The sequence below is a fragment of the Halomonas sp. H10-9-1 genome (assembly GCF_040147005.1).
GTDB lineage: Bacteria > Pseudomonadota > Gammaproteobacteria > Pseudomonadales > Halomonadaceae > Halomonas.
Map to the genome: position 1 here is coordinate 3,323,116 of NZ_JAMSHO010000001.1, position 19,455 is coordinate 3,342,570.

The 19,455-nt window shown below is 64.5% G+C and carries 19 protein-coding genes; 10 read left to right on the forward strand and 9 right to left on the reverse strand.

Going from position 1 to position 19,455, the window contains the following annotated elements; translation table 11 throughout:
- Positions 1-7 precede the first annotated feature (7 nt).
- Genes NFH66_RS15425 through NFH66_RS15435 form a run of 3 tightly spaced genes read left to right on the forward strand, consistent with a single transcriptional unit; the run spans position 8 to position 2,692 of the window.
- A complete protein-coding gene (locus tag NFH66_RS15425) occupies positions 8-1,000 on the forward strand; it encodes a sugar kinase (protein ID WP_349611055.1) in 993 nt (330 codons plus the stop codon).
- Positions 1,001-1,025: 25 nt separating this feature from the next.
- Positions 1,026-2,006, forward strand: coding sequence for a 2-hydroxyacid dehydrogenase (locus NFH66_RS15430; protein WP_349611057.1), 981 nt, complete (start codon positions 1,026-1,028; stop codon positions 2,004-2,006).
- On the forward strand, positions 2,003-2,692 hold the full coding sequence (locus NFH66_RS15435) for an HAD-IA family hydrolase (protein ID WP_349611059.1): 690 nt from the start codon (positions 2,003-2,005) through the stop codon (positions 2,690-2,692). Before NFH66_RS15430 ends, NFH66_RS15435 begins: the two co-directional genes overlap by 4 nt.
- A 27-nt stretch (positions 2,693-2,719) precedes the next feature.
- Here NFH66_RS15435 and NFH66_RS15440 read toward each other — a convergent pair whose 3' ends face one another.
- From NFH66_RS15440 to uxaC, 4 genes are all read right to left on the reverse strand, one after another.
- The gene (locus NFH66_RS15440; RefSeq protein WP_349611060.1) at positions 2,720-3,937 is read right to left on the reverse strand and encodes an amino acid deaminase; all 1,218 of its coding nucleotides are present in this window, start codon (positions 3,935-3,937) and stop codon (positions 2,720-2,722) included.
- 106 nt (positions 3,938-4,043) lie between these two features.
- Positions 4,044-5,216: a mannonate dehydratase gene (gene uxuA / locus NFH66_RS15445; RefSeq protein ID WP_349611061.1), complete on the reverse strand. Its 1,173-nt coding sequence runs from the start codon at positions 5,214-5,216 to the stop codon at positions 4,044-4,046.
- Between the two features lie 16 nt (positions 5,217-5,232).
- Positions 5,233-6,702 (reverse strand): mannitol dehydrogenase family protein, encoded by a 1,470-nt coding sequence (locus NFH66_RS15450; protein WP_349611064.1) that lies wholly within the window; start codon positions 6,700-6,702, stop codon positions 5,233-5,235.
- Between the two features lie 18 nt (positions 6,703-6,720).
- Entirely contained in the window at positions 6,721-8,130 is a 1,410-nt protein-coding gene (gene uxaC / locus NFH66_RS15455) for a glucuronate isomerase (RefSeq protein ID WP_349611067.1), read from the reverse strand.
- A 286-nt stretch (positions 8,131-8,416) separates the two neighbouring features.
- Between uxaC and NFH66_RS15460 the strand changes: the two genes are divergently transcribed.
- The 4 genes from NFH66_RS15460 (at position 8,417) to NFH66_RS15475 (ending at position 12,132) form a co-directional block, all read left to right on the forward strand.
- On the forward strand, positions 8,417-9,403 hold the full coding sequence (locus NFH66_RS15460; protein WP_349611069.1) for a TRAP transporter substrate-binding protein: 987 nt from the start codon (positions 8,417-8,419) through the stop codon (positions 9,401-9,403).
- Positions 9,404-9,484: 81 nt separating this feature from the next.
- Positions 9,485-10,006: a TRAP transporter small permease gene (locus NFH66_RS15465; protein WP_349611070.1), complete on the forward strand. Its 522-nt coding sequence runs from the start codon at positions 9,485-9,487 to the stop codon at positions 10,004-10,006.
- A complete protein-coding gene (locus tag NFH66_RS15470) occupies positions 10,006-11,307 on the forward strand; it encodes a TRAP transporter large permease (RefSeq protein ID WP_349611071.1) in 1,302 nt (433 codons plus the stop codon). Before NFH66_RS15465 ends, NFH66_RS15470 begins: the two co-directional genes overlap by 1 nt.
- Before the next feature lie 54 nt (positions 11,308-11,361).
- The gene (locus NFH66_RS15475) at positions 11,362-12,132 is read left to right on the forward strand and encodes a GntR family transcriptional regulator (protein ID WP_349611073.1); all 771 of its coding nucleotides are present in this window, start codon (positions 11,362-11,364) and stop codon (positions 12,130-12,132) included.
- A gap of 210 nt (positions 12,133-12,342) precedes the next feature.
- Here the strand turns inward: NFH66_RS15475 and NFH66_RS15480 are convergent, their stop codons facing one another.
- The 3 genes from NFH66_RS15480 to NFH66_RS15490 all read right to left on the reverse strand — a co-directional run bounded on the left by NFH66_RS15480 (position 12,343) and on the right by NFH66_RS15490 (position 14,833).
- A complete protein-coding gene (locus tag NFH66_RS15480; RefSeq protein WP_349611075.1) occupies positions 12,343-12,507 on the reverse strand; it encodes a DUF4235 domain-containing protein in 165 nt (54 codons plus the stop codon).
- A 165-nt stretch (positions 12,508-12,672) separates the two neighbouring features.
- Complete coding sequence (locus tag NFH66_RS15485; RefSeq protein ID WP_349611077.1) at positions 12,673-14,433, reverse strand: potassium channel family protein; 1,761 nt, start codon at positions 14,431-14,433, stop codon at positions 12,673-12,675.
- Positions 14,434-14,449: 16 nt separating this feature from the next.
- Positions 14,450-14,833: a DUF6394 family protein gene (locus tag NFH66_RS15490; protein ID WP_349611079.1), complete on the reverse strand. Its 384-nt coding sequence runs from the start codon at positions 14,831-14,833 to the stop codon at positions 14,450-14,452.
- A gap of 211 nt (positions 14,834-15,044) precedes the next feature.
- Between NFH66_RS15490 and NFH66_RS15495 the strand changes: the two genes are divergently transcribed.
- Together NFH66_RS15495 and NFH66_RS15500 are read left to right on the forward strand one after the other, a co-directional pair.
- Positions 15,045-15,731 carry an HAD-IA family hydrolase gene (locus tag NFH66_RS15495; protein ID WP_132041588.1) on the forward strand — a complete coding sequence of 229 codons (687 nt, stop codon included), beginning with the start codon at positions 15,045-15,047 and terminating at the stop codon, positions 15,729-15,731.
- A 69-nt stretch (positions 15,732-15,800) separates the two neighbouring features.
- Complete coding sequence (locus tag NFH66_RS15500) at positions 15,801-16,175, forward strand: translation initiation factor Sui1 (RefSeq protein ID WP_132041589.1); 375 nt, start codon at positions 15,801-15,803, stop codon at positions 16,173-16,175.
- Here NFH66_RS15500 and NFH66_RS15505 read toward each other — a convergent pair.
- The gene (locus tag NFH66_RS15505; RefSeq protein WP_349611081.1) at positions 16,156-17,049 is read right to left on the reverse strand and encodes an NAD-dependent protein deacetylase; all 894 of its coding nucleotides are present in this window, start codon (positions 17,047-17,049) and stop codon (positions 16,156-16,158) included. The two genes, NFH66_RS15500 and NFH66_RS15505, sit on opposite strands and share 20 nt — an antisense overlap.
- Positions 17,050-17,148: 99 nt before the next feature.
- On the opposite strand from NFH66_RS15505, the gene NFH66_RS15510 reads away from it, so the two are divergent.
- Positions 17,149-18,045: a nuclease-related domain-containing protein gene (locus NFH66_RS15510; protein WP_349611083.1), complete on the forward strand. Its 897-nt coding sequence runs from the start codon at positions 17,149-17,151 to the stop codon at positions 18,043-18,045.
- 20 nt (positions 18,046-18,065) lie between these two features.
- Here the strand turns inward: NFH66_RS15510 and NFH66_RS15515 are convergent, their stop codons facing one another.
- On the reverse strand, positions 18,066-19,409 hold the full coding sequence (locus tag NFH66_RS15515) for a deoxyguanosinetriphosphate triphosphohydrolase (protein WP_349611085.1): 1,344 nt from the start codon (positions 19,407-19,409) through the stop codon (positions 18,066-18,068).
- Positions 19,410-19,455 lie beyond the last annotated feature (46 nt).

The following is a 19,455-nucleotide window of genomic DNA, read 5'->3' on the forward strand; positions in this document are numbered from 1 at the left end:
ACCCCTCATGAGCCACTCTTCGACACCCAACCCCGAGATCCTCACCTTTGGCGAGGCGATGACCATGTTTATCGCCGAGACCAGCGGTGGACTGGCCGAGGCCGAGCGCTTTCAACGCCGCATTGCCGGTGCCGACACCAACGTCGCCATCGGCCTGGCTCGCCTTGGCTTCCATGTCGGCTGGCTAAGCCGAGTCGGCAATGATGACTTTGGCACCTTCATCCGGCGCACCCTGGAGGCCGAGGGGCTCGACTGTCGTCATCTGAGCGTCGACGCCGACCACCCCACCGGACTGCTGTTCAAGGAGCGGGCCGAGGGCGGTGCCGACCCGAAGGTTGCCTACTTCCGTCGCGGCAGTGCCGCCAGCCAGCTAGCGCCTTCCGATGCAGACGCCATCGATTTCTCGGCGCTGCGCCACCTGCATGCCACCGGCATTCCGCCGGCGCTCTCTTCCAGCGTAAGGGAGCTCTCCCACCACATGCTGGGGCAGGCGCGAGCCGCCGGGGCCACCATCTCCTTCGACCCCAACCTGCGTCCCAGCCTGTGGACGAGCGAGAGCGAGATGCGCGAGACCCTCAATTCACTGGCCGCGCAGAGCGACTGGGTGCTGCCGGGACTTGCGGAGGGACGCCTGCTGACGGGCCTCGACACTCCCGAGGCCATCGCCGACTACTATCTCGAGCGGGGCGCCAAGGCCGTGATCATCAAGCTGGGCCCTCAAGGCAGTTACTATCGCGGCAGCCTCGGCGGAGAGGAGGCCAGCGCCACCATCCCCGGATTCAAGGTGGCAGAGGTGATCGACACCGTGGGTGCCGGCGACGGCTTCGCCGTCGGCGTGGTCAGTGCCCTGCTCGACGGTCGCTCGCCTCAAGAGGCCGCAAGGCGTGGCAACCTGATCGGATCACTGGCGGTACAGGTAGTGGGCGATATGGAGGGCCTGCCGAGCCGCGAACAGCTCACGGCCATGGAGGCCGGCCTTCCCGCGCTATCGTCTCCATAAGCCTCTACCTCAAGGAGAGTGAAGCATGAAGAAACATATCCTGGTCCATGGCCGCCTGACACACGCCCAGCTGGCACAGCTCGCCGAACGCTTCGAGGTTCACGTCTGCCAGGGCGATAGCCCAGCCGAGGATCCCGCCTTCCTTGCCGCCCTGCCCAGGGTCCATGGTCTGATCGGCAGCGGTCTCGCGATCACCCCCGAATGGCTCGATGCCGCACCGAACCTCGAGGCGGTCGCCACCATCTCGGTGGGCTACGACGGCATCCCGGTAGAGGAGCTGACACGGCGCGGCATCCTGCTCTGCAACACGCCCGATGTGCTCACCGAGACCACGGCGGATACCGGCTTCGCGCTGATCCTGGCGGCATCTCGCCGCGTCGTCGAGCTGGCCGACTTCGTCAGACGCGGCGACTGGCAGGCCAGTATCGGCGAGGCACAGTTCGGCAGCGACGTGCACGGCAAGACGCTGGGCATGATCGGTTTCGGCCGCATCGGCGCCGCTGTCGCGCGCCGCGGAGCCCTGGGATTTGGCATGCGCGTGCTCTACTCCAACGCCTCCCCAAAGCCAGCCCTGGAGCAGGAGCTGGGGGCCGAGCGTCGTGAGATGGACGCGCTACTCGAAGAGGCGGATATCATCTGTGTGACCGTCCCCTTGACCGCCGAGACCGAACACCTGATCGGCGCTCGAGAATTCAACCTGATGAAGCCCTCGGCGATCTTCGTCAATATTGCCCGCGGCCGAGTGGTACGAGAGGCGGACCTGATCGCGGCACTGGAGAAGGGCCAGGTGCGTGCCGCCGGGCTCGATGTCTTCGAGCAGGAGCCGCTCTCCCCCGAGTCCCCCCTGCCCCATATGCCCAACGTGGTCGCCCTGCCGCATATCGGCTCCGCGACTCGCGAGACCCGGGATGCCATGGCACAGCGTGCCGTGGACAACATCAGCCGGGCCCTACAGGGGCAGCGTCCCATCAGCCTGGTCAACGAGGATGCCTGGAGGCCCGCATGACCCCACCGCTCTGCCTGCTTTTCGACTCCGACGACACCCTGGTCGACAGTGAGATCCTGCTTGCCCAGGTGATGGGGGAAATCCTGCCGACCTTCGGCCTGCCCTTCTCTGCCCGACAGTATCTGGACGCGTTCCGCGGAGTGCGTTTCCAGACCATCATCGAGGCCCTGGAAGAGCGCCACGGTGCCCTGGACGAAGGCGCCTTTCCGATACTGGAAGGCGAGATGCGCGCTCTGATGGAGCGACGCATGCGTGCCGAGTTGCGGCCTATCGAGGGGATGCCGCGGGCCCTGGAGGCGCTGGTCGATCACCCCAAGGCGGTAGTTTCCAATGGCCCAGAGCGAAAGATCCGCTGTGCCATGGAGAGTAGCGGCCTGGCTCCCCACTTCGGCGACAACCTCTTCAGCGCCTACACCCTGAACGTCTGGAAGCCCGACCCTGGGCTATATCTCAAGGCTGCCGAGTCCATGGGTCATCCCTCCGAGCGCTGCGTGGTGATCGATGACGCCGCGGTGGGGGTAGCGGCGGGCCTCGCGGCCGGCATGCGGGTCATCCACCTCAACCGCTTCCCGACGGAGGAGAGGACGCCGGATGGCGCGCTGGCCATCCAACGCGCCGAGGAGCTGCCGGATATCCTTGAGGTCCTGTCCGGCACTGCTCACCGGCCCCAGGTGGCAGACAGCTGAAGAGCGGATGGCGGGGCCCTGAGCCGCCTAGAAGCAGGTCGCCACGGACTCCGTGACCGTCAACGCCTCGTCCACCAGCAGCAAGTGACGCCACTTGTCGAAGGTCAGGCAGGGGTGGGAGGTACCGAAGGCGATCACATCACCGACCGCGAGCTCGGCATCCTCGGGAATCGTCAGGAAGAGGTGCTGATCCATGATATGCGTGGCGCGCCAGCTCCCGGGCGCAGTCACCGCCCCGCTCCCCGTGGCGAGCGTGTCGCGCGGATAGTGCCGCAACGGCAGCGGCATGTCGGGCTCGTGACCGATATCACGCTTGCCCAGGCCCACGATGGCCAGCCCCGGCTCGGGCAGTGACTGCACATGGGCGAACACCTCCAGCGCCGGCTGCAGCTCGCCCTGGAGGTGCGGGTCGCGCGCCTTCACCTCGGCCATGGCGTCGGCATAGAGCCTGTGGTCATGCACCACATAGCACCCCGGCCGCAGCACCGGTGTGTAGTGTTCCCTCAACTCCGCCTCGTCGAAGGCCTGGGCAATCAGATCGAACCACCGGGAGCCCGCCGCGGTGACGATGGGCGCCTCGCTTGCCAGCACCCCGCTGCCGTGCAGTACCTTGACGGTCTCGACCAGCCGCTCCCCATAGGCACGCACCGCCGCGACCTCGTCGCCGCCGGCGATCAGACCCTCATAGCCCTCTATGCCGACCAGGCGCAGGGCGGGCTGCTCGGCGATCGCCGCCACCAGCGCCTCGACCTGGGCGGTAGTGCGGCAGCCACAGCGCCCGCCGGGCACACCGAGCTCGATCAGCACATTGAGGTGCAGGCCCCGATCGGCGAAGAAGCGCCCCAGCTGGCCCACGTTGTCGCTGCTGTCCACCACGCAGTAGAACTCCGCCCCGGCCTGGATCAGCCCCGCCACCATGGCCATATTGGCCTCTCCCACCAGCTGGTTGGCCATCAGCAGTCGCGTCACCCCATGGGCGAAGGCGGCTCGACACTGGGGTGCGGTGGCCAGGGTAATGCCCCAGGCGCCGGTCTCGAGCTGGCGCCGGAACAGCGTCGGGCTCATGGTGGTCTTGCCGTGGGGTGCCAGTCGGGCACCATGGGCCTCGGCGAAGCGCTGCATCCAGATCAGGTTATGGGCCAGGGGCGCCTCATGAATCACCGCCGCCGGGAGGCTGACGCCCGTCAGCAGCGCCGAGCCGGTCTCGACGAGCCCCTTGTCGCAGCGCAGTTCCATTTCTCTCATTACTGACTCTCTCCTCGTGCCGGTAGGGCACCACCTCGACATGAACACAACGGCCCCGCCGTGGGCTCGGAGGGGCCGTATCTTCCTGATGGGTAACGGTGAAAAATCAAGCCAGGCGACGCACCGCCGCCTCGACACCGCGCAACTCCGCCAGGCCACGCAGTCGACCATAGAGCGGGTAGCCAGGCGCCGTATCACGGTGCTGGTCATCGAGAATATGGTGGCCATGGTCGGGACGCAGCGGCAGGCGCGGCCCACCCTCTCGCTCACGGCGACGCTCCTCCTCGACCAGCGCCTGAATCACCGCCACCATATCCACATCCCCATCGAGGTGCGGCGCCTCATGGAAGGAGCGCGGGTCCTGCTCTCGCTGGGTCGAGCGCAGATGGGTGAAGTAGATCTTCGGCCCGAAACGCCTCGCCATGTCCGCCAGGTCATTGTCTTCACGCACGCCATAGGAGCCGGTACACAGTGTCAGGCCGTTGGCCGGGCTGGGGACGGCGTCGAGGATCCACTGGGCATCGTCGGCGGTGGAGACGACCCGCGGCAATCCCAGCAGAGGCCGAGGCGGATCGTCGGGATGGATGGCCATGCGGATACCCACCTCTTCCGCCACCGGAATCACGGCACGCAGGAAGTATCCCAGGTGCTCACGCAGCCGTTCGGCATCGATCTCGGCATACTCGGCCAGCACGTCACGGAACCGCTCCAGGGTGTAGTGCTCCTCGGCCCCGGGCAGGCCGGCGATCAGGGTATTGACCAGCTTGTCCCGGCCGGGCGCATCCAGTCCATCGAGATAGGCTCGGGCCTCTTTCTTCTCGGCACCGGTGTACTCCGCCTCCGCGCCAGGGCGCTGCAGCAGATAGAGATCGAAGGCGGCAAAGGCCACCTGATCGAAGCGCAGCGCCAGGGCGCCGTCCGGCAGCGCCCAGGTCAGATCCGTACGGGTCCAGTCGAGTACCGGCATGAAGTTGTAGCAGACGGTATCGATGCCGCAGGCGGCCAGGTTGCGCAGGGTCTCACAGTAGGTGGCAATCAGCTCGTCACGCGCCGGCAGGCCCTTCTTGACTGCCTCATGTACGGGCACGCTCTCCACCACCGACCAGCTGAGCCCGGCGGCCTCGATCACCGCCTTACGCTCACGAATCGCCTCGACCGACCACACCTGGTCATTGGGCACCTCATGCAGTGCCGTCACGATGCCGGTGGCCCCGGTCTGGCGAACTTCCTCCAGGCGAATGGGATCCTTCGGCCCGAACCAGCGCCAGGTATGTTCCATGGAATCTCTCCTCGTATTAGCCGCGACTCAGGGCATCGAGCGCCCCGGCCAGGCCATCGTGTGTCAGGGTGTGATAGGCAGCGACGACCGCCTCGGTGAAGTCGGTCCGCATGGCCAGCGCCGGGGGAACCACATCGTCCATGGACAGGAACGCCACCACCAGTGCCTCGGGGTCCGTACCATGCCGCTCATGCAGGGGGGCGAAACGTGGGGCCAGAGGGTCGTCAACGGAGTAATGCTGGCCCTGCAGGTCATGCCCGGCGGTGTAGCGGATCCAGGCGGCCATGCCCAGGGCTGTGCCGGGCACGGCGTGCCCCGCCTCGAGTCGACTCAAGGCGCCCTGGAGCCAGCGCTGAGGCAGCTTCTGGCTGCCGTCCATGGCGATCTGCTGGAGCCGGTGACGCAGGCTGTCGTTGGCGAAGCGCACCAGCAGCTGGTCGGCGTAGGCGGTCAGGTCGATTCCATCGGGCATTGCCAGGGTCGGCGCGGCCTCCTCCAGCATATAGCGGCGCAGCAGCTCCCGCAGATCATCGCGACTCACCGCCTCGAACACCGTCTCGATGCCGGCCAGCGCCCCCAGATAGGCCAGCAACGAGTGGCTGCCGTTGAGCATGCGCAATTTCATGGTCTCGAAGGGCGCCACATCGGCGACCATCTCCACGCCGTCCAGCTCCCAGGCCGGGCGACCCTGGGGAAAGCTGTCCTCGACCACCCACTGGGTGAAGGCCTCGCACACCACCGCATTGGGATCGTCGACACCCAGCGCCTTGAGTCGCGCGAAGTCGGCCTCGGTCATCGCCGGCACGATACGGTCGACCATGCTGCAGGGGAAGGCCACTTCGGCGGCGATCCACTCGGCCAGGGCGGCATCACGCCGTTCGGCCAGCTGAATGACTGCACGCCGGGTGCGCTTGCCGTTGTCGGGCATGTTGTCACAGGAGAGCACCGTGAACGCCGGTACTCCTGCCTCACGCCGTCGGCGCAGCGCCTCCACCAGGATCCCGAGCGCGGTGCGCGGAGCCTCGGGAGCTTCGATATCCGCGGCGATCATCGGGTCGTCGGCGAGCAGCTCACCGCTGGCCGGGCTCAGGAAGTAGCCCTTCTCGGTGACGGTCAGGGTGACGATGCGCGTCTCGGGCGCGGCCAGGCGCGCCAGCAGGGCCTCCAGGTCGCGCCCCCAGCGGCCATCCTCACTCCGGCCACTGAATAGCGTCTCCTCCACCACCCCCACCTCACGCAGGGTGACGGTCTCGCTGTCGGCATACTCGGCCACGTGGTAGCGGTAATCTGCTTCACGCAGGGCGTCGACCAGCCCGACACTCGAGCGCAGGTTGGCGCTGCTAACGCCCCATCCGGCGTCACCGCTGCGCTGGCGGTAGCGCTCCAGGTAGACCGCCTGATGGGCACGATGGAAGGCCCCCAGACCCAGGTGGACGATGGCGACCTTGCCCGCTGCAGCGGCGGACACGCGTGTCGGTTCAGTCATGCCGGTCTCCTTCTGCGGTTATACCGAGATATCGAAGTAGCAGCGCGCATTGTCGAAGCAGATATTGCGCACCATCTCGCCGAGCAGCGCCTCGTCGTTGGGGACTTCCCCCTCGGAAGCCCAACGGCCGATCATCCGGCACAACAGTCGACGGAAGTACTCATGGCGCGTGAAGGAGAGGAAGCTGCGCGAGTCGGTGAGCATACCGACGAAGCGCGACAGCAGGCCGAGCTGGGCCAGCTGGGTCATCTGGCGCTGCATGCCATCGAGCTGGTCATTGAACCACCAGCCAGAGCCGAACTGCACCTTGCCGGGAATGCCGCCACCCTGGAAGTTGCCGGCCATGGTCGCCAGCACCTCGTTGTGGGTAGGGTTGAGGCAGTAGAGCACGGTGCGCGGCAGCCGGCCGTCGCGGTCCTGGGCGTCGAGCAGGCGCGACAGCGGCTCGGCGATGGCGCGATCACCGACCGAGTCGAAGCCGGTATCCGGGCCGAGGCCGCTAAAGCCCCGCGTGCTGTTATTGCGCAGCGCGCCCATGTGGTACTGCTGTGCCCAGTCGCGGCGGTGATACTCGCGCCCCAGATAGACCAGCACGGCGGTGGTGAACTGGGCCTGCTCCATATCGCTGGGTAGCTGGCCCGCCAGGCGCCTCTGCAGGATGGCGTTCAACTCCTGCTCGCTGGCCTCGCCGTAGACCACCTGGTCGAGGCCATGGTCGGCGATCCTGCAGCCGTGAGCGGCGAAGTGGTCCAACCGCTTCTCCAGCGCCCGATAGAGCGAAGCCATATCGGTGATCTCGACGTCGGCGGCACGGCCCAGCTTGTCCAGGTACTCGACATAGCCCTCGGCCTGCAGCTTGAAGGCACGGTCGGGACGGAAGCTAGGCAGCACCTTGACGTCGAAGCTTTCATCGGCGGCGATCGCCGCATGATGGCGCAGGTCGTCGGCGGGATCGTCGGTGGTACCCACCATGCGAACGTTCATCTGCTCGAGAATGCCACGGGCCGAGAACCCGGGCTCGGCCAGCAGGGCGTTGCCCCGCGCCCAGATGTCATCGGCGGTCTCGCTCGACAGCAGGGTATCGGTGATACCGAACGGCCGACGCAACTCAAGGTGCGTCCAGTGGTAAAGCGGGTTGCCCAACGTCTGAGGCACGGTGGCCGCCCAGGCTCTGAATTTGTCAAGGTCGCTGGCATCACCGGTGATCAGACGCTCTGCCACACCATTCCAGCGTAGTGCCCGCCACTTGTAGTGATCACCCTTCAGCCAGACCTCGGTGAGGTTTGCGAAGCGGTGATCATTGGCGATATCGGCCGGTGGCAGATGGCAGTGGTAGTCGAAGATGGGCTGCTCGGCGGCATGGCCATGATAGAGGCGGCGCGCCATCTCGGTATCGAGCAGGAAGTCGTCCGTCAGGAACTGGCTCATGACTTAGCACCTTGGTGTTTCGTGATGGATCACTCACCCGTGACTAACCACTTTCGTCAGGATGGTGGATTATGCTGGCATACTCATTTTGGTCAAACCAGTTGTCAACATCGGTTCACCAAATATAGGCTAAAGTCGTATTTTCACCGATAACTGGTTAGCCCACTTTATGCATCGCTGTCCCTTTCCATGATTTGGGCAGTCCGATTACTCACAGGGGTAGGCCTCCACCTCACGCAGCGGCGGAGCTCTTGCCCAGCCACGACAAGAAACGAGAGAGGAACACATGGCCCAATCATCACGCTTCAAGCAGGCGCTGCTCGCCCTGCCGCTTACGATCGCTGCCGGCCAGGCCCTGGCCGTGGAGTCAGCGAACCTGCGTCTTGCCCATAACCTGGACACCTCTCATGTGGTGCATCGCGCCTTTGCACATATGGCGGAGGAGCTCGAGAAGCTGTCTGACGGCGCCATGACCGTGCGTATCTTCCCCAACAGCCAGATGGGTAGTCAGCGCGAGACCACCGAACTGATGCAGAACGGCGCCCTGGACATGACAAAGGGGTCCGGCAGTGCATTGGAACCCTTCGCTGACGTCTACTCGGTGTTCAACCTACCCTACCTGTTCAACGATCAGGCGCATTTCAACGAGGTGGTCTACGGCGAAATCGGTGATGAGATCATGGCGTCTACCGAGGACAAAGGGTTCGTTGCCATCGGCGCCTATGTAGCGGGCAACCGCAGCTTCTATGCAGACAAGCCGATCGAAAGCCCTGCCGACCTCCAGGGCATGAAAATCCGCGTTCAGGATAGCCCGACCACCATCCGCATGATGGAGCTGCTCGGTGCCTCGGCGACGCCGATTCCTTTCGGCGAGGTCTATACCGCTCTGCAGCAGGGCGTGGTCGACGGGGCCGAGAACAACGTGCCTTCCTATGTGCAGACCCGCCACCTGGAGCAGGCCGGCTACTTCTCGGAAGATGAGCATACCTCGGTGCCCGACTTCCTTTTGATCTCTACCAGCACGCTGGCCAGCCTCGACGAGGAACAGACCGAGCTTCTGATGCAGGCGGTGGCTAGCTCCGAGGCCTACCAACAGAAACTGTGGGACGAGGTGGATGCCGAGGCGCGCTCCCAGGCCGTTGAGATGGGCGCGACATTCGTGGAGGTCGACAAGACCCCCTTCCAGGAGGCCGTCGCGCCGATGCTCGACGACTTCCGTGCGAATACTCAGCACGGAGGCCTGCTCGACCGTATCCTCACCGCCGGTGAATAACCCGAGGATCGCTAGTGACAGGGGCGAGTCTAGACTCGCCCCTGTGTCATTTCTGCCGTCATGAACCCCGAGAGACTCCCAATGAATATCGCATCCTGGAAGCGCCCCCCGGATCTTGCCATCGGTACCTTCTGCATCCTGGTGATGTCCGCTCTGGTGGTCTGTGTCGTCTGGCAAGTCTTTAGCCGGTATGTTCTCAACGCTCCCAGTACCTTTACCAGCGAGGCAGCCCGCTTCCTGATGATGTGGGTCGGACTGCTCGGCGGCGCCTATACGGTAGGCCTGCAGCGCCACCTCTCCATCGACCTGTTCTCAGGAAGTCTCAAGGGTCGCCCACGACATGTGATCGAGATCCTGGTAAATCTTGCCATCCTGATATTCGCCTATGTCGTGGTTCTGCAGGGCGGCATCGAGCTCGTCGACAAGGTATTGATGCGTGGACAGGTATCGGCGGTTATGCGGATACCCATGGGCTATGTCTATCTCGCTTTGCCTATCAGTGGAATCTTCATGATCTACTATAGCGCTCTCTTTATTATCGACAATGCCATAAAGTGCTTCCATTCATCCAATCCAGATGATTCCCGGAAGGAGAGCCTCTGATGGACGCCAATGTCGCTATCGCCCTGTTCGGGAGTTTTCTGCTTCTGGTCTTTCTGGGCATTCCCGTATCCTTTTCTATCGGCATCGCCACGGTCATTTCGATCGCTATGATGATGCCCACCGACATCGCCATCGGCGTTGTCGCCCAGCGGCTCGCTGCCGGTTTGGACAGTTTCTCGCTTCTGGCGATCCCCTTCTTCATTCTGGCAGGCACCCTTATGAGCAATGGCGGAATCGCCATGCGCCTGATCAACCTGGCACTGGTGCTCGGCGGCCGGCTCCCAGGCTCCCTCGGGCATGTGAATGTGCTCTCCAACATGCTGTTCGGGTCGATTTCAGGCTCTGCCGTAGCGTCTGCCGCCGCCGTCGGCGGCACCCTGGCCCCCATACAGAAGAAGGCCGGCTATGACCCAGCCTACTCCACCGCCATCAACGTCTCATCCTGCATATCGGGACTGCTCATCCCTCCTTCCAATGTGTTAATCGTCTACTCACTGAGCGCCGGCGGCGTCTCAGTAGCGGCACTCTTCGTGGCCGGCTATATCCCCGGCATCCTGATGGGGCTGGCGGTCATGGTGACCGCCGGCATCATTGCCAAACGTCGTAATTATCCCGTAGAAACCAAGCCAACGCGGGCTCATGTCCTCAAGGCGGTGCTGGACGCTATTCCGAGCCTAATGATGATCGTCATCGTCATAGGCGGCATTCTAGGGGGCATCTTCACGGCTACCGAAGCCTCGGCCATCGCCGTTGTCTATACTTTCATTTTATCGGTGCTGGTCTATCGTCAAGTCAGCATACGTCAGCTGCCTTCCCTGATTCTGGAATCCGTGGTCACCAGCTCCATTGTGCTGCTGCTTGTCGGCTTCTCCACTGGTATGTCCTGGGCAATGACCAATGCGGGCATCCCATTCGCAATCAGTAATTTTCTACTAGGCATTTCGGAAAACCCGATTATCATTCTGCTGATGATCACCCTGACACTCCTCATTGTGGGGGTGTTTATGGACATGACCCCTGCGGTATTGATTTTTACACCCATTCTGCTGCCAGTCGCCACCGACCTGGGCATAGACCCGGTTCATTTCGGGATCATGATGGTCTTCAATCTGTGCATTGGCCTATGTACTCCGCCGGTAGGCAGTGCTCTGTTCGTAGGCTGCTCCGTATCGGGCGTAAAGATTCAACACCTTATCAAGCCCCTGATGCCCTTCTACCTGGCGCTGATCGCCATGCTTCTGGCTGTCACCTTCCTGCCCTCGCTGAGCCTGCTGCTGCCGAGGATTCTGGGGCTAGCGTGACATCCGAAACGATCGTAATCGACTTGCTATGGACACAGCCATATGGACACAGCCATGATGCCCCCCGAACCCAAACGCCTTTACCAGAAGGTCGGGATCAAGCTCAGGGAGCGTATCCTCGACGGCCAGTACCGTGTCGGAGAACGACTGCCAGCTGAGCGCGACATCGCCGAGGAGCTCGATATCAGCCGCACGGTGGTGCGCGAGGCCCTGATCATGCTGGAACTGGAGGGCCTGGTGGAGGTGCGCAAGGGGTCGGGTATCTATGTCCTCTCTTCTCTGGCCGGAGCGCCTACTTCTCCGGCATCGTCGATTCAGGAAGAAGAGGAAGAGGCGCTGAGTGCCGGCCCCTTCGAGATGCTTCAGGCGCGCCAGGTCATCGAGAGCCAGATCGCCGGCTTCGCCGCCGCCCAGATCACCAAGAACGACATCCTCGAGCTGATGGAGATCAGCCGCCAGGGACGCGCCGAAGGGCGCTACCAAGACTCCGAGTGGGACAGGCAGTTTCACATCCAAATTGCCCGGGCCACCCAGAACGCGGTGCTGGTCTATCTCGTTGAAAAGCTTTGGTACCAGCGCGACAAGAATCCTCTTTGGCAGAAGCTTCATGATCGTATCGACAACCGAGAATCCCTCGATAGCTGGTGTGACGATCACGACGCCATCCTCAAGGCCCTGATCCGTCGCGACTCGATGGGCGCCATGCAGGCGATGTGGCAACACCTGGAGAACATCAAGGAGATGCTCTTTCAGGCCACGACCCTCGAAGACGACGATGCTCTTGACTACTTTCTCTTTCGCGATAGCCAGGCGGTGAAGCCCTGAACTGATCGCTAGCAACCGTTGCTCAAGGCGGGGCGCCTGGGCGGACCTGTGCATGCTCCGCTCCCCCTAGCACCTCGACCCGTGCTACCGCTTCAGCCGGGGCAACACTCCCCCCTTCTTGCCGGCACGAGGCGCCCTGTGCATGACCTCGCGCCCGGCGCGTCTGCCCACCACCCGGGCGACTCCCACCAGCACGCCGGTGGCGGCGCCTCACAGCAGGGCCTGGCGCCACTCCACATCAGGCTCATCGGGGTTTTCGGGTGGGGTTTCGCCAACCTCTTTCTGGTAGGCCTTGTCCGCCGCCTTGCGGGCCATCATGCTGGCCGCCACCGCCGCGGCGGAACCGGCCAGCGACCAGAGGGTGTCCTGCTTCATGCTGTACCTCGCCTGCTGGGTGTGAATCTCACCGGAGGGATCATCGATCAGGAAACGACCGCTCCGGGCCTTGCTTCATGCTAGTCGACACTGACCTGGAAAACGCGCGCCAGGCCAACGCCACCACCTGTGTGAACCATACCGCCCCTGTGCAAGCCTCGGGCGTCATGTTCGAGGGTGCCGGCTGTTCGACGTGTTATCACGGCAACGCTCCCCAAACCTATCGGCAAACCATGTGAACACATAGCCACGCGGTGGATCGACCCCCGTCAGCACATAATGAAGCGTATAGGGATTATGGAGCGTCGCCTGCAGCATGGGCTCCGCCGCCTGGACTCCGCAGAAGAGCAGCTCATCCCCCGCCGCGAGGGGAAAGTCGGCGTCCGGTAGCATGATCGACTGCCCCTCACGGCGAATGGCCAGCATTTCGCACGGTAGCGCTTGTGAGAAGGCGCGCGCATCGCGACACAGGGCCCCGGGCGTGACCACGCCCTCCTCGCTCAGGAGTCGAGTCACGGCCGGCGCCTCGTCCGGGTTCAGTCTGACCGACCACAGGTGTGGGGGTTCGTCACCGACGGCCACCTGCAGTCGAGCCACCAGTGCCTCCGTCTGGTTCGGCTCCCGCTGCGCCAGCCAGTCGATCAACTCCTGGATCAGCGGCGAGATCAGCAGCTTCAGGATACGGCGCGCCGTCGTCAGGCTGTGCTGAAGGACCAGATCGGTCCTGGCGGCATCGAAGACTACCTGATTCTCATGGCTGTTCTGACGCACGATGCGGAATACATCGGGATTGAGCTCATTGACCGACAGCAGCGTACTGAGATTGTCGGCATCGCGATTCATCGCGGCAACGATACCGGCAGCGTCTCCGATCCCGGCCGCCTCCAGCGCCGAGTGGTCGGCCTGGGCCAACACCGGGTCCCCCTCTGTCTCGGTTGCCTCACCCTCCTCGCCTGGGTCGATAACGCGGACGCCGATGCCATGGTCGTGAAGACAACGATGGATTCGGTGGCCCATTCGGCCGAACCCGCACAGGATCCACTCCCCCTGGGGCACCCGCAACGGGCTGCCGAGCGTCACGCCGGGGGCGCCGACGAACCATGCATTGAGGTTATGCAGTTCGGAGCGTGCGATCACCCAGTAGAGAAGCTGCGCGAAGATCGCGAAGGGATCGACCACCGTGACATTGTCCAGCGCTTGTAGCGTGCCGCCATGACGCGTCGATGTGGAACGGCAGATGACCTGAAGCCTCGGGTTCAGGTGCCGTGCCATCACCGCAATCTTGAGATTGGTGTCGTCATCATTGGTCAATGTCACCAGGGCTCGACAGGCGGGGTGCTCGACACCCGCCGCCAGAAGATGCTTGGGTGCACCGGCATCCGCGCAGAGCCCCGGCATCGCCACCGTGTAGTCGCGTACCCCCAGCGCCTTGATGCGCTCCGGGTCGACATCGAGAATCACCGCTCGCATGCGATGGTCGCTCAGCCCCCGGGCAAGCAGGCTGCCGGCATCACCGAAACCGCACAGGATGACGAAAGGCTCCGCGTTACGCCTGACCTTGCGCGCGAACCGGAAGCCATCCATTGACTGGATGAAGTGAGGGTTCTGAACCAGGTTGATCAGCGACCCAATCGCATAGAACCAGGCGATGGCACCGGTATAGAGGCAGAAGATCGTCCACAGGCGCTGTTCATCGCTGAAACCGTTGGGTAGTTCGCCAAAGCCGGTCGTGGTCGCCGTATAGGTAAAGAAGTAGAAGGCGTGGAAGAGGTCCATATGGGTCGTTTCACCATCGACGACCCGCCCCGGCATCAGGACCATGCCGATGATCCCCAACGAATAGACGAAGAGCAGCACGAACAGCGGCCGGCGCATGTAGCGCAGCAGGATCATTCCTACACGGTCGAGATCGGAAGTGGTCGTCATCGGCTCGTTCGCTCAACTAGCGCCGCGATAACAGCGTATCGCCGACCAGGATCGCCGTTGCGATGATATTCGCCACCAGCGCCCCCCTGGCGATCGAGATGATATCGGCCATCGCACCCGCTTCCGGCACGCCCCAGCCACTGGGCACCGTGACGATCCAGATGATACGCGCCGTGATCAGCAAGGCCCCCGCTACCAGCCCGGATGCCAACAGCAAGGCGCCGGTCTCGGAGCGATCCCCCAGCTTCAGGCCGATCGCCACCAGGTTGGCGATGATGGCAAGGGTGAGAATCCACACATTATGATGCGCTGCCGCCTCGAGGCCATGCGCAACGAAGGCGGCATTGAGGCTCAGGGTGAGGATGATGAACAAACCGAAGACGACACGTTCGAAATTCATTGGCTGCTTCCTACCGAGACGCGTCGTCAGTATAGGTGGGTGGCCTCTAAGACCGCGAATACCAGCGCCGTGACCCCGTGGCATCCCGTTTTTCGGAATATTTATGAACAGTGTTCAAAAATCAGCGTAACTGGGCTTTAATAATGGGCAGGTGACCCCGACATCTGTAACAATGGATTTATAACGCCCTGTTTCCTCGTGAGGCCCGGTGATGGCACATCCACTCTGCCTGCTCTTCGACTGCGACGGCACCCTGGTCGATAGCGAGCCGCTGCTCGCCGACGAGATGGCCACGGCGCTGAATGCCGTGGGCCTGCCGTTCCAGGCCACCGACTATATCGGCGAGTTCCGCGGGGCGCGCTTCCGACGCATCGTCGCCGAGCTGGAGAGTCGTCATGGCCGCGTCGATCCCGACGTGCTCGGGCCACTGGAAACCAGCATGCGAGCCAACCTCGACCGGCGTCTGGCGACAGAGCTCATTCCCATCGAAGGGGCCACCGAGGCGCTGGCGGCCCTGTCGACGTTTCCCATGGGCGTGGTCTCCAACGGGCCCGAGAACAAGATCCGCACCTCGCTGGTGGCTACTGGCCTGGATACCCTGTTCGGCGATCACCTGTTCAGTGCCTACACCGCCAACTGCTGGAAACCGGACCCCTGCCTCTATCTGCATGCGGCACAGGGGATGGGCTACTCTCCGCACCACTGCCTGGCCATCGAGGATTCGGTGGTCGGCGTCAAGGCGGCCCTCGATGCCGGCATGTTGGTGGTCCACCTCAACCGTTTCCCCGATGCGGAAATCACCCCCGAGGGTGCCATCATGATCACCAGCATGTTCCAGCTGCCCACGGTGGTGGCGCGCCTTTCACGCGATCTGGAATCACGCACCGCCATGCGCTGAGGGTCATGCAGATCGCAGCCACAGCCTCTATCATCCCCGCCTGAAGCCACCCACCCCGGAAGTCACACCATGTCATCCCTCCAGGACCAGCTGCGCGGCCTCGTCTACTCCACCGAGCATGGCGAGACCTGCCCGGACTGCCGCCAACCCGTCGCCGACTGTCGCTGTGCCGAGCAGGCGGAACAGGCACGCCTCGCCGAGCTCGACGGCATCGTGCGGATTCGCCGCGAGACCAGCGGCCGCAAGGGAAAGGGCGTCACCACGATCAGCGGCGTACCACTGCCCGAGGCCGAGCTCAAGCGTCTAGCCAAGCTGCTGAAGAAACGCTGCGGCACCGGCGGCGCCGTCAAGGAGGGGGTGATCGAGATTCAGGGCGATCACCGCGAGACACTCAAGGCAGAGCTCGAGAGCCGCGGCTACACGGTCAAGCTGGCCGGCGGTTGAGCCTCCCCTCGACAAGCCGGCCTTCCAGCCGCCCGACCAACGCCCCGAGCGAGGCATCTACCGGGGCCGCCACCTTCAGAGTATAGAGGTCGTCGGCGCGGGTACGCCCCAGGTTGAGGCAGGCGATGGGCTTACTCTGCTGTGCCGCGGCCCGCGCGAAGCGAAAGCCCGAATAGACCATCAGCGAGGAGCCCACCACCAGCAGGGCATCGCACTCCTCGATCAGGGCAAAGGCGCGCTCGACCACACCACGCGGCACGCTGTCACCGAAGAACACCACATCGGGCTTCCAGATACCGTCGCCGCAGCGCGAACAGTCGGGCACCCGGAAGGTGGAGAAGTCCGCTTCCAGATCGGCATCCCCGTCCGGCGCTGCGGCCGCGCCGAGGGTCGCCCAGTGCGGATTGAGACTCTCGAGTTCCGCGTGCAGGGCATGACGCATGCGGCTGGAGCCGCATCCCATGCAGCGCACCCGGTCGGCGCGTCCGTGCAGATCGATCACCCGTCGCGAGCCGGCGCGCTGATGCAGGCCATCCACGTTCTGGGTGATCATCCCGCGAACATGTCCCAGGCTCTCGAGTCGCGCCAGGGCCTGGTGAGCCGCATTGGGCCGTGCCTCGTCCAGGGTGCGAAAGCCCACCAGGGCGCGGGCCCAGTAACGCTGTCGGGCGGCATGACTGCCCATGAACTGGCGGTGTTCCATGGGGGGCGAACGCTTCCACTCGCCGGCGGCATCGCGATAATCGGGAATACCGCTGGCGGTGCTGATGCCGGCCCCACCGAGCACCGCCAGCCGTGGATGGCGCTCGACAAACTCGACGAGTGCCGCCAGCTCTGCCTCGCTGGTCTCGGGTTTCACCTGTGCTGCCGTCATCCTGATGCCTCACTGTCTGCGCCAAACAGAGCATGGCCCCGCGCGGGGCAGGTTGTCTAGAATGGGCCTCTCGCCGTTTCCCCTTAGCAAGGAATCCCGATGGCCTGGCTGGAATACCTGCTCCCACTGATCTTCCTGTTCCCCCTCGCCGCCATGGGGGTGATCGTGGTGGCGCTGCGCAACCTGCACGATGCTCGGGTGCGCTCCCCCTTCGACGCCCAGCCGCTGCGCGAGCCCGGCCAGCACCTGCGCGACCGTCTCGACAACGCCTTCGCCGGGCTCTACCTGAACGCTGCCCTGGGCCCCATCATCACCCTGGCTCCGCTGGTCTACGGCATGGGCCGCATGCTCTTCGCCACCGAGCAGCGCTGGGTCGAGTGGTCGCTCTATGGCGCCCTGAGCACCCTGCTGGTGCTGACCTACAGCTTTCGCTTGATGCGTGACTTCCAGCGCATCCGGCGACTCAAGCTAGGCCTGGCCTGCGAGCTGGCGGTGGGTCAGGAGCTCGAGCGGCTGGTGCGCCCCGAGGCCCACCCCTTCTACGTCTTCCACGACGTGCCGGCGGCCGACACGCGCATCGACCACGTGGTGGTCACGCCCTGCGGGGTCTTCGTGGTGGAAACCCGCGCCCGCACCCGCCCCTTCGCGCCTTCCGGGGAAGAGCTTGACCGGCTGGTGGTGGAGGAGGCGCGGTTGCGCTTCCCGGGCTGGAGCGAGCGCAAGCCCCTGGCCAGGACCCGCGAGCTGGCGCGCTGGATGGCCGAGTGGCTGAGCTCACGCACCGGCCGCACGGTGCCGGTGATGGGCGTGCTGACCCTCCCCGGCTGGAAGGTGGAGGCCGACCAGGGGCCGGATGACTTGCTGGTGGACAGCGGCGACGGCCTGGCCAGCCGCCTGGCCGACCTGTGCCCCGGCGAGTTCGATGCCGCCACCCACGACGCCGTCATCGCCACCCTGCTGGAGCATGCCGGCACCGGCCAGGCGCCGGGAGCCTAGCCGCCCGTCACCATCGGCCGTCAGTCGCCGCGCAGGCGGCCGCCCATCTCCTGGGCCAGGTCCACGGCGTAGTGGTCGGTCATGCCGCCGATGAAGTCGAGCATGCGCCGGTAGCTGGCGTAGAGGCTCCAGGAGGGGCGCGGGGTGTTCTCGCCGATCAGCGCCAGCACTCGCTGGTGCTTGAAGGTGGAGTGACCGGTGTGATGCAGCTCGTGGGCCGCGCCGATGAAGGCCTCGAGCAGGATGCCCAGGGTGGTGTAGGCGCCGATCTCCAGCTTGGCCTTGCGCTCGTTCTGGAAGATCCGCTCCCGGGCCAGTTGCTTGGCCGCCTTCACCCCCCAGTCCAGGTCGGGATGACACAGCTCCAGCAGATCCGAGCGCAGGCGGCCACCGAGCAGCTCGGCCTCGTGCTGCACGAAGACGGCCCCCACGTCGTTCACCGCGCGCTCCATGGCTGCCCCCCGCAGGGCGGCGATACGCCGCCGCTGGGAGACCCCCTGGCGCTGCATGGCGACGTAGTCGCCGGGAGCGCCGCCGGCGATCTGGATCAGGATCTCGGCGACCTCGTCATAGCGCAGGATGCCCATCTCCAGGCCATCCTCCAGGTCGAGCAGCGCATAGCAGATGTCGTCGGCAGCCTCCACCAGCCAGGCCAGGGGATGACGACACCAGCGCCCCTCTCCCCTGGGCAGCAGCCCCAGCCGCTCGACCACCTCGACCAGCAGCTCGCGCTCGCTCTGGTAGCAGCCGAACTTGCCCGCCGCGCCGCCGTGCTCCACGGTCCAGGGGTACTTGAGCAGGGTCCCCAGGGTCGCCGTAGTCAAGCGCATGCCGCCGCGGAACTGGTTGTACTCGATCTGGGTGACCACCCGAAAACCCTGGGCGTTGCCCTCATAGGTGAGCAGATCCTCACGCTCCAACGGCGAAAGCCCATCGAGCAGGCCCTTGCCATCGGCCTCGGCACGCGTGAACCAGTCGCGGATGGCGTACTCCCCGGCATGTCCGAAGGGCGGGTTGCCGATGTCGTGGCCCAGGCAGGCGGCCTGCACGATCACTCCCAGGTCGGCCGGGGTAATCCAGTCGGGCAGGCGGCCGCTCAGCCGCTCGCCGACGATCATGCCCAACGAACGCCCTACGCATCCCACCTCCAGGGAGTGGGTCAGGCGGGTATGGATATGATCGTTGTCGGTCAGCGGGTGGACCTGGGTCTTGCGCCCCAGGCGCCGGAAGGAACCGGCGAAGACGATGCGGTCGTGGTCCTTGTGGAAGGGGCTGCGGCCGATCTCACCGCGGCCGCGGGGCTCGCCGCGGCGGTCGTGCAGGCGGCTTGGGTCCAGCAGCCGCTCCCAGCTCATCTGCGTCATGGGCATCTCTCCTTGAGGATCTCATTCTGGCACTGCCTCCCGCTAT

What these genes read in the sequence shown, in the direction of transcription:
- NFH66_RS15465 (WP_349611070.1), top strand. Translation starts at nt 9,485, where the DNA reads ATGAATATCGCATCCTGGAAGCGCCCCCCGGATCTTGCCATCGGTACC.
- NFH66_RS15505 (WP_349611081.1), bottom strand. Translation starts at nt 17,049, where the DNA reads ATGACGGCAGCACAGGTGAAACCCGAGACCAGCGAGGCAGAGCTGGCG.
- NFH66_RS15425 (WP_349611055.1), top strand. Translation starts at nt 8, where the DNA reads ATGAGCCACTCTTCGACACCCAACCCCGAGATCCTCACCTTTGGCGAG.
- NFH66_RS15460 (WP_349611069.1), top strand. Translation starts at nt 8,417, where the DNA reads ATGGCCCAATCATCACGCTTCAAGCAGGCGCTGCTCGCCCTGCCGCTT.
- NFH66_RS15480 (WP_349611075.1), bottom strand. Translation starts at nt 12,507, where the DNA reads ATGAAGCAGGACACCCTCTGGTCGCTGGCCGGTTCCGCCGCGGCGGTG.
- NFH66_RS15440 (WP_349611060.1), bottom strand. Translation starts at nt 3,937, where the DNA reads ATGAGAGAAATGGAACTGCGCTGCGACAAGGGGCTCGTCGAGACCGGC.
- NFH66_RS15475 (WP_349611073.1), top strand. Translation starts at nt 11,362, where the DNA reads ATGATGCCCCCCGAACCCAAACGCCTTTACCAGAAGGTCGGGATCAAG.
- NFH66_RS15500 (WP_132041589.1), top strand. Translation starts at nt 15,801, where the DNA reads ATGTCATCCCTCCAGGACCAGCTGCGCGGCCTCGTCTACTCCACCGAG.
- NFH66_RS15510 (WP_349611083.1), top strand. Translation starts at nt 17,149, where the DNA reads ATGGCCTGGCTGGAATACCTGCTCCCACTGATCTTCCTGTTCCCCCTC.
- NFH66_RS15430 (WP_349611057.1), top strand. Translation starts at nt 1,026, where the DNA reads ATGAAGAAACATATCCTGGTCCATGGCCGCCTGACACACGCCCAGCTG.
- uxuA (WP_349611061.1), bottom strand. Translation starts at nt 5,216, where the DNA reads ATGGAACATACCTGGCGCTGGTTCGGGCCGAAGGATCCCATTCGCCTG.
- NFH66_RS15495 (WP_132041588.1), top strand. Translation starts at nt 15,045, where the DNA reads ATGGCACATCCACTCTGCCTGCTCTTCGACTGCGACGGCACCCTGGTC.
- uxaC (WP_349611067.1), bottom strand. Translation starts at nt 8,130, where the DNA reads ATGAGCCAGTTCCTGACGGACGACTTCCTGCTCGATACCGAGATGGCG.
- NFH66_RS15470 (WP_349611071.1), top strand. Translation starts at nt 10,006, where the DNA reads ATGGACGCCAATGTCGCTATCGCCCTGTTCGGGAGTTTTCTGCTTCTG.
- NFH66_RS15485 (WP_349611077.1), bottom strand. Translation starts at nt 14,433, where the DNA reads ATGACGACCACTTCCGATCTCGACCGTGTAGGAATGATCCTGCTGCGC.
- NFH66_RS15450 (WP_349611064.1), bottom strand. Translation starts at nt 6,702, where the DNA reads ATGACTGAACCGACACGCGTGTCCGCCGCTGCAGCGGGCAAGGTCGCC.
- NFH66_RS15515 (WP_349611085.1), bottom strand. Translation starts at nt 19,409, where the DNA reads ATGACGCAGATGAGCTGGGAGCGGCTGCTGGACCCAAGCCGCCTGCAC.
- NFH66_RS15490 (WP_349611079.1), bottom strand. Translation starts at nt 14,833, where the DNA reads ATGAATTTCGAACGTGTCGTCTTCGGTTTGTTCATCATCCTCACCCTG.
- NFH66_RS15435 (WP_349611059.1), top strand. Translation starts at nt 2,003, where the DNA reads ATGACCCCACCGCTCTGCCTGCTTTTCGACTCCGACGACACCCTGGTC.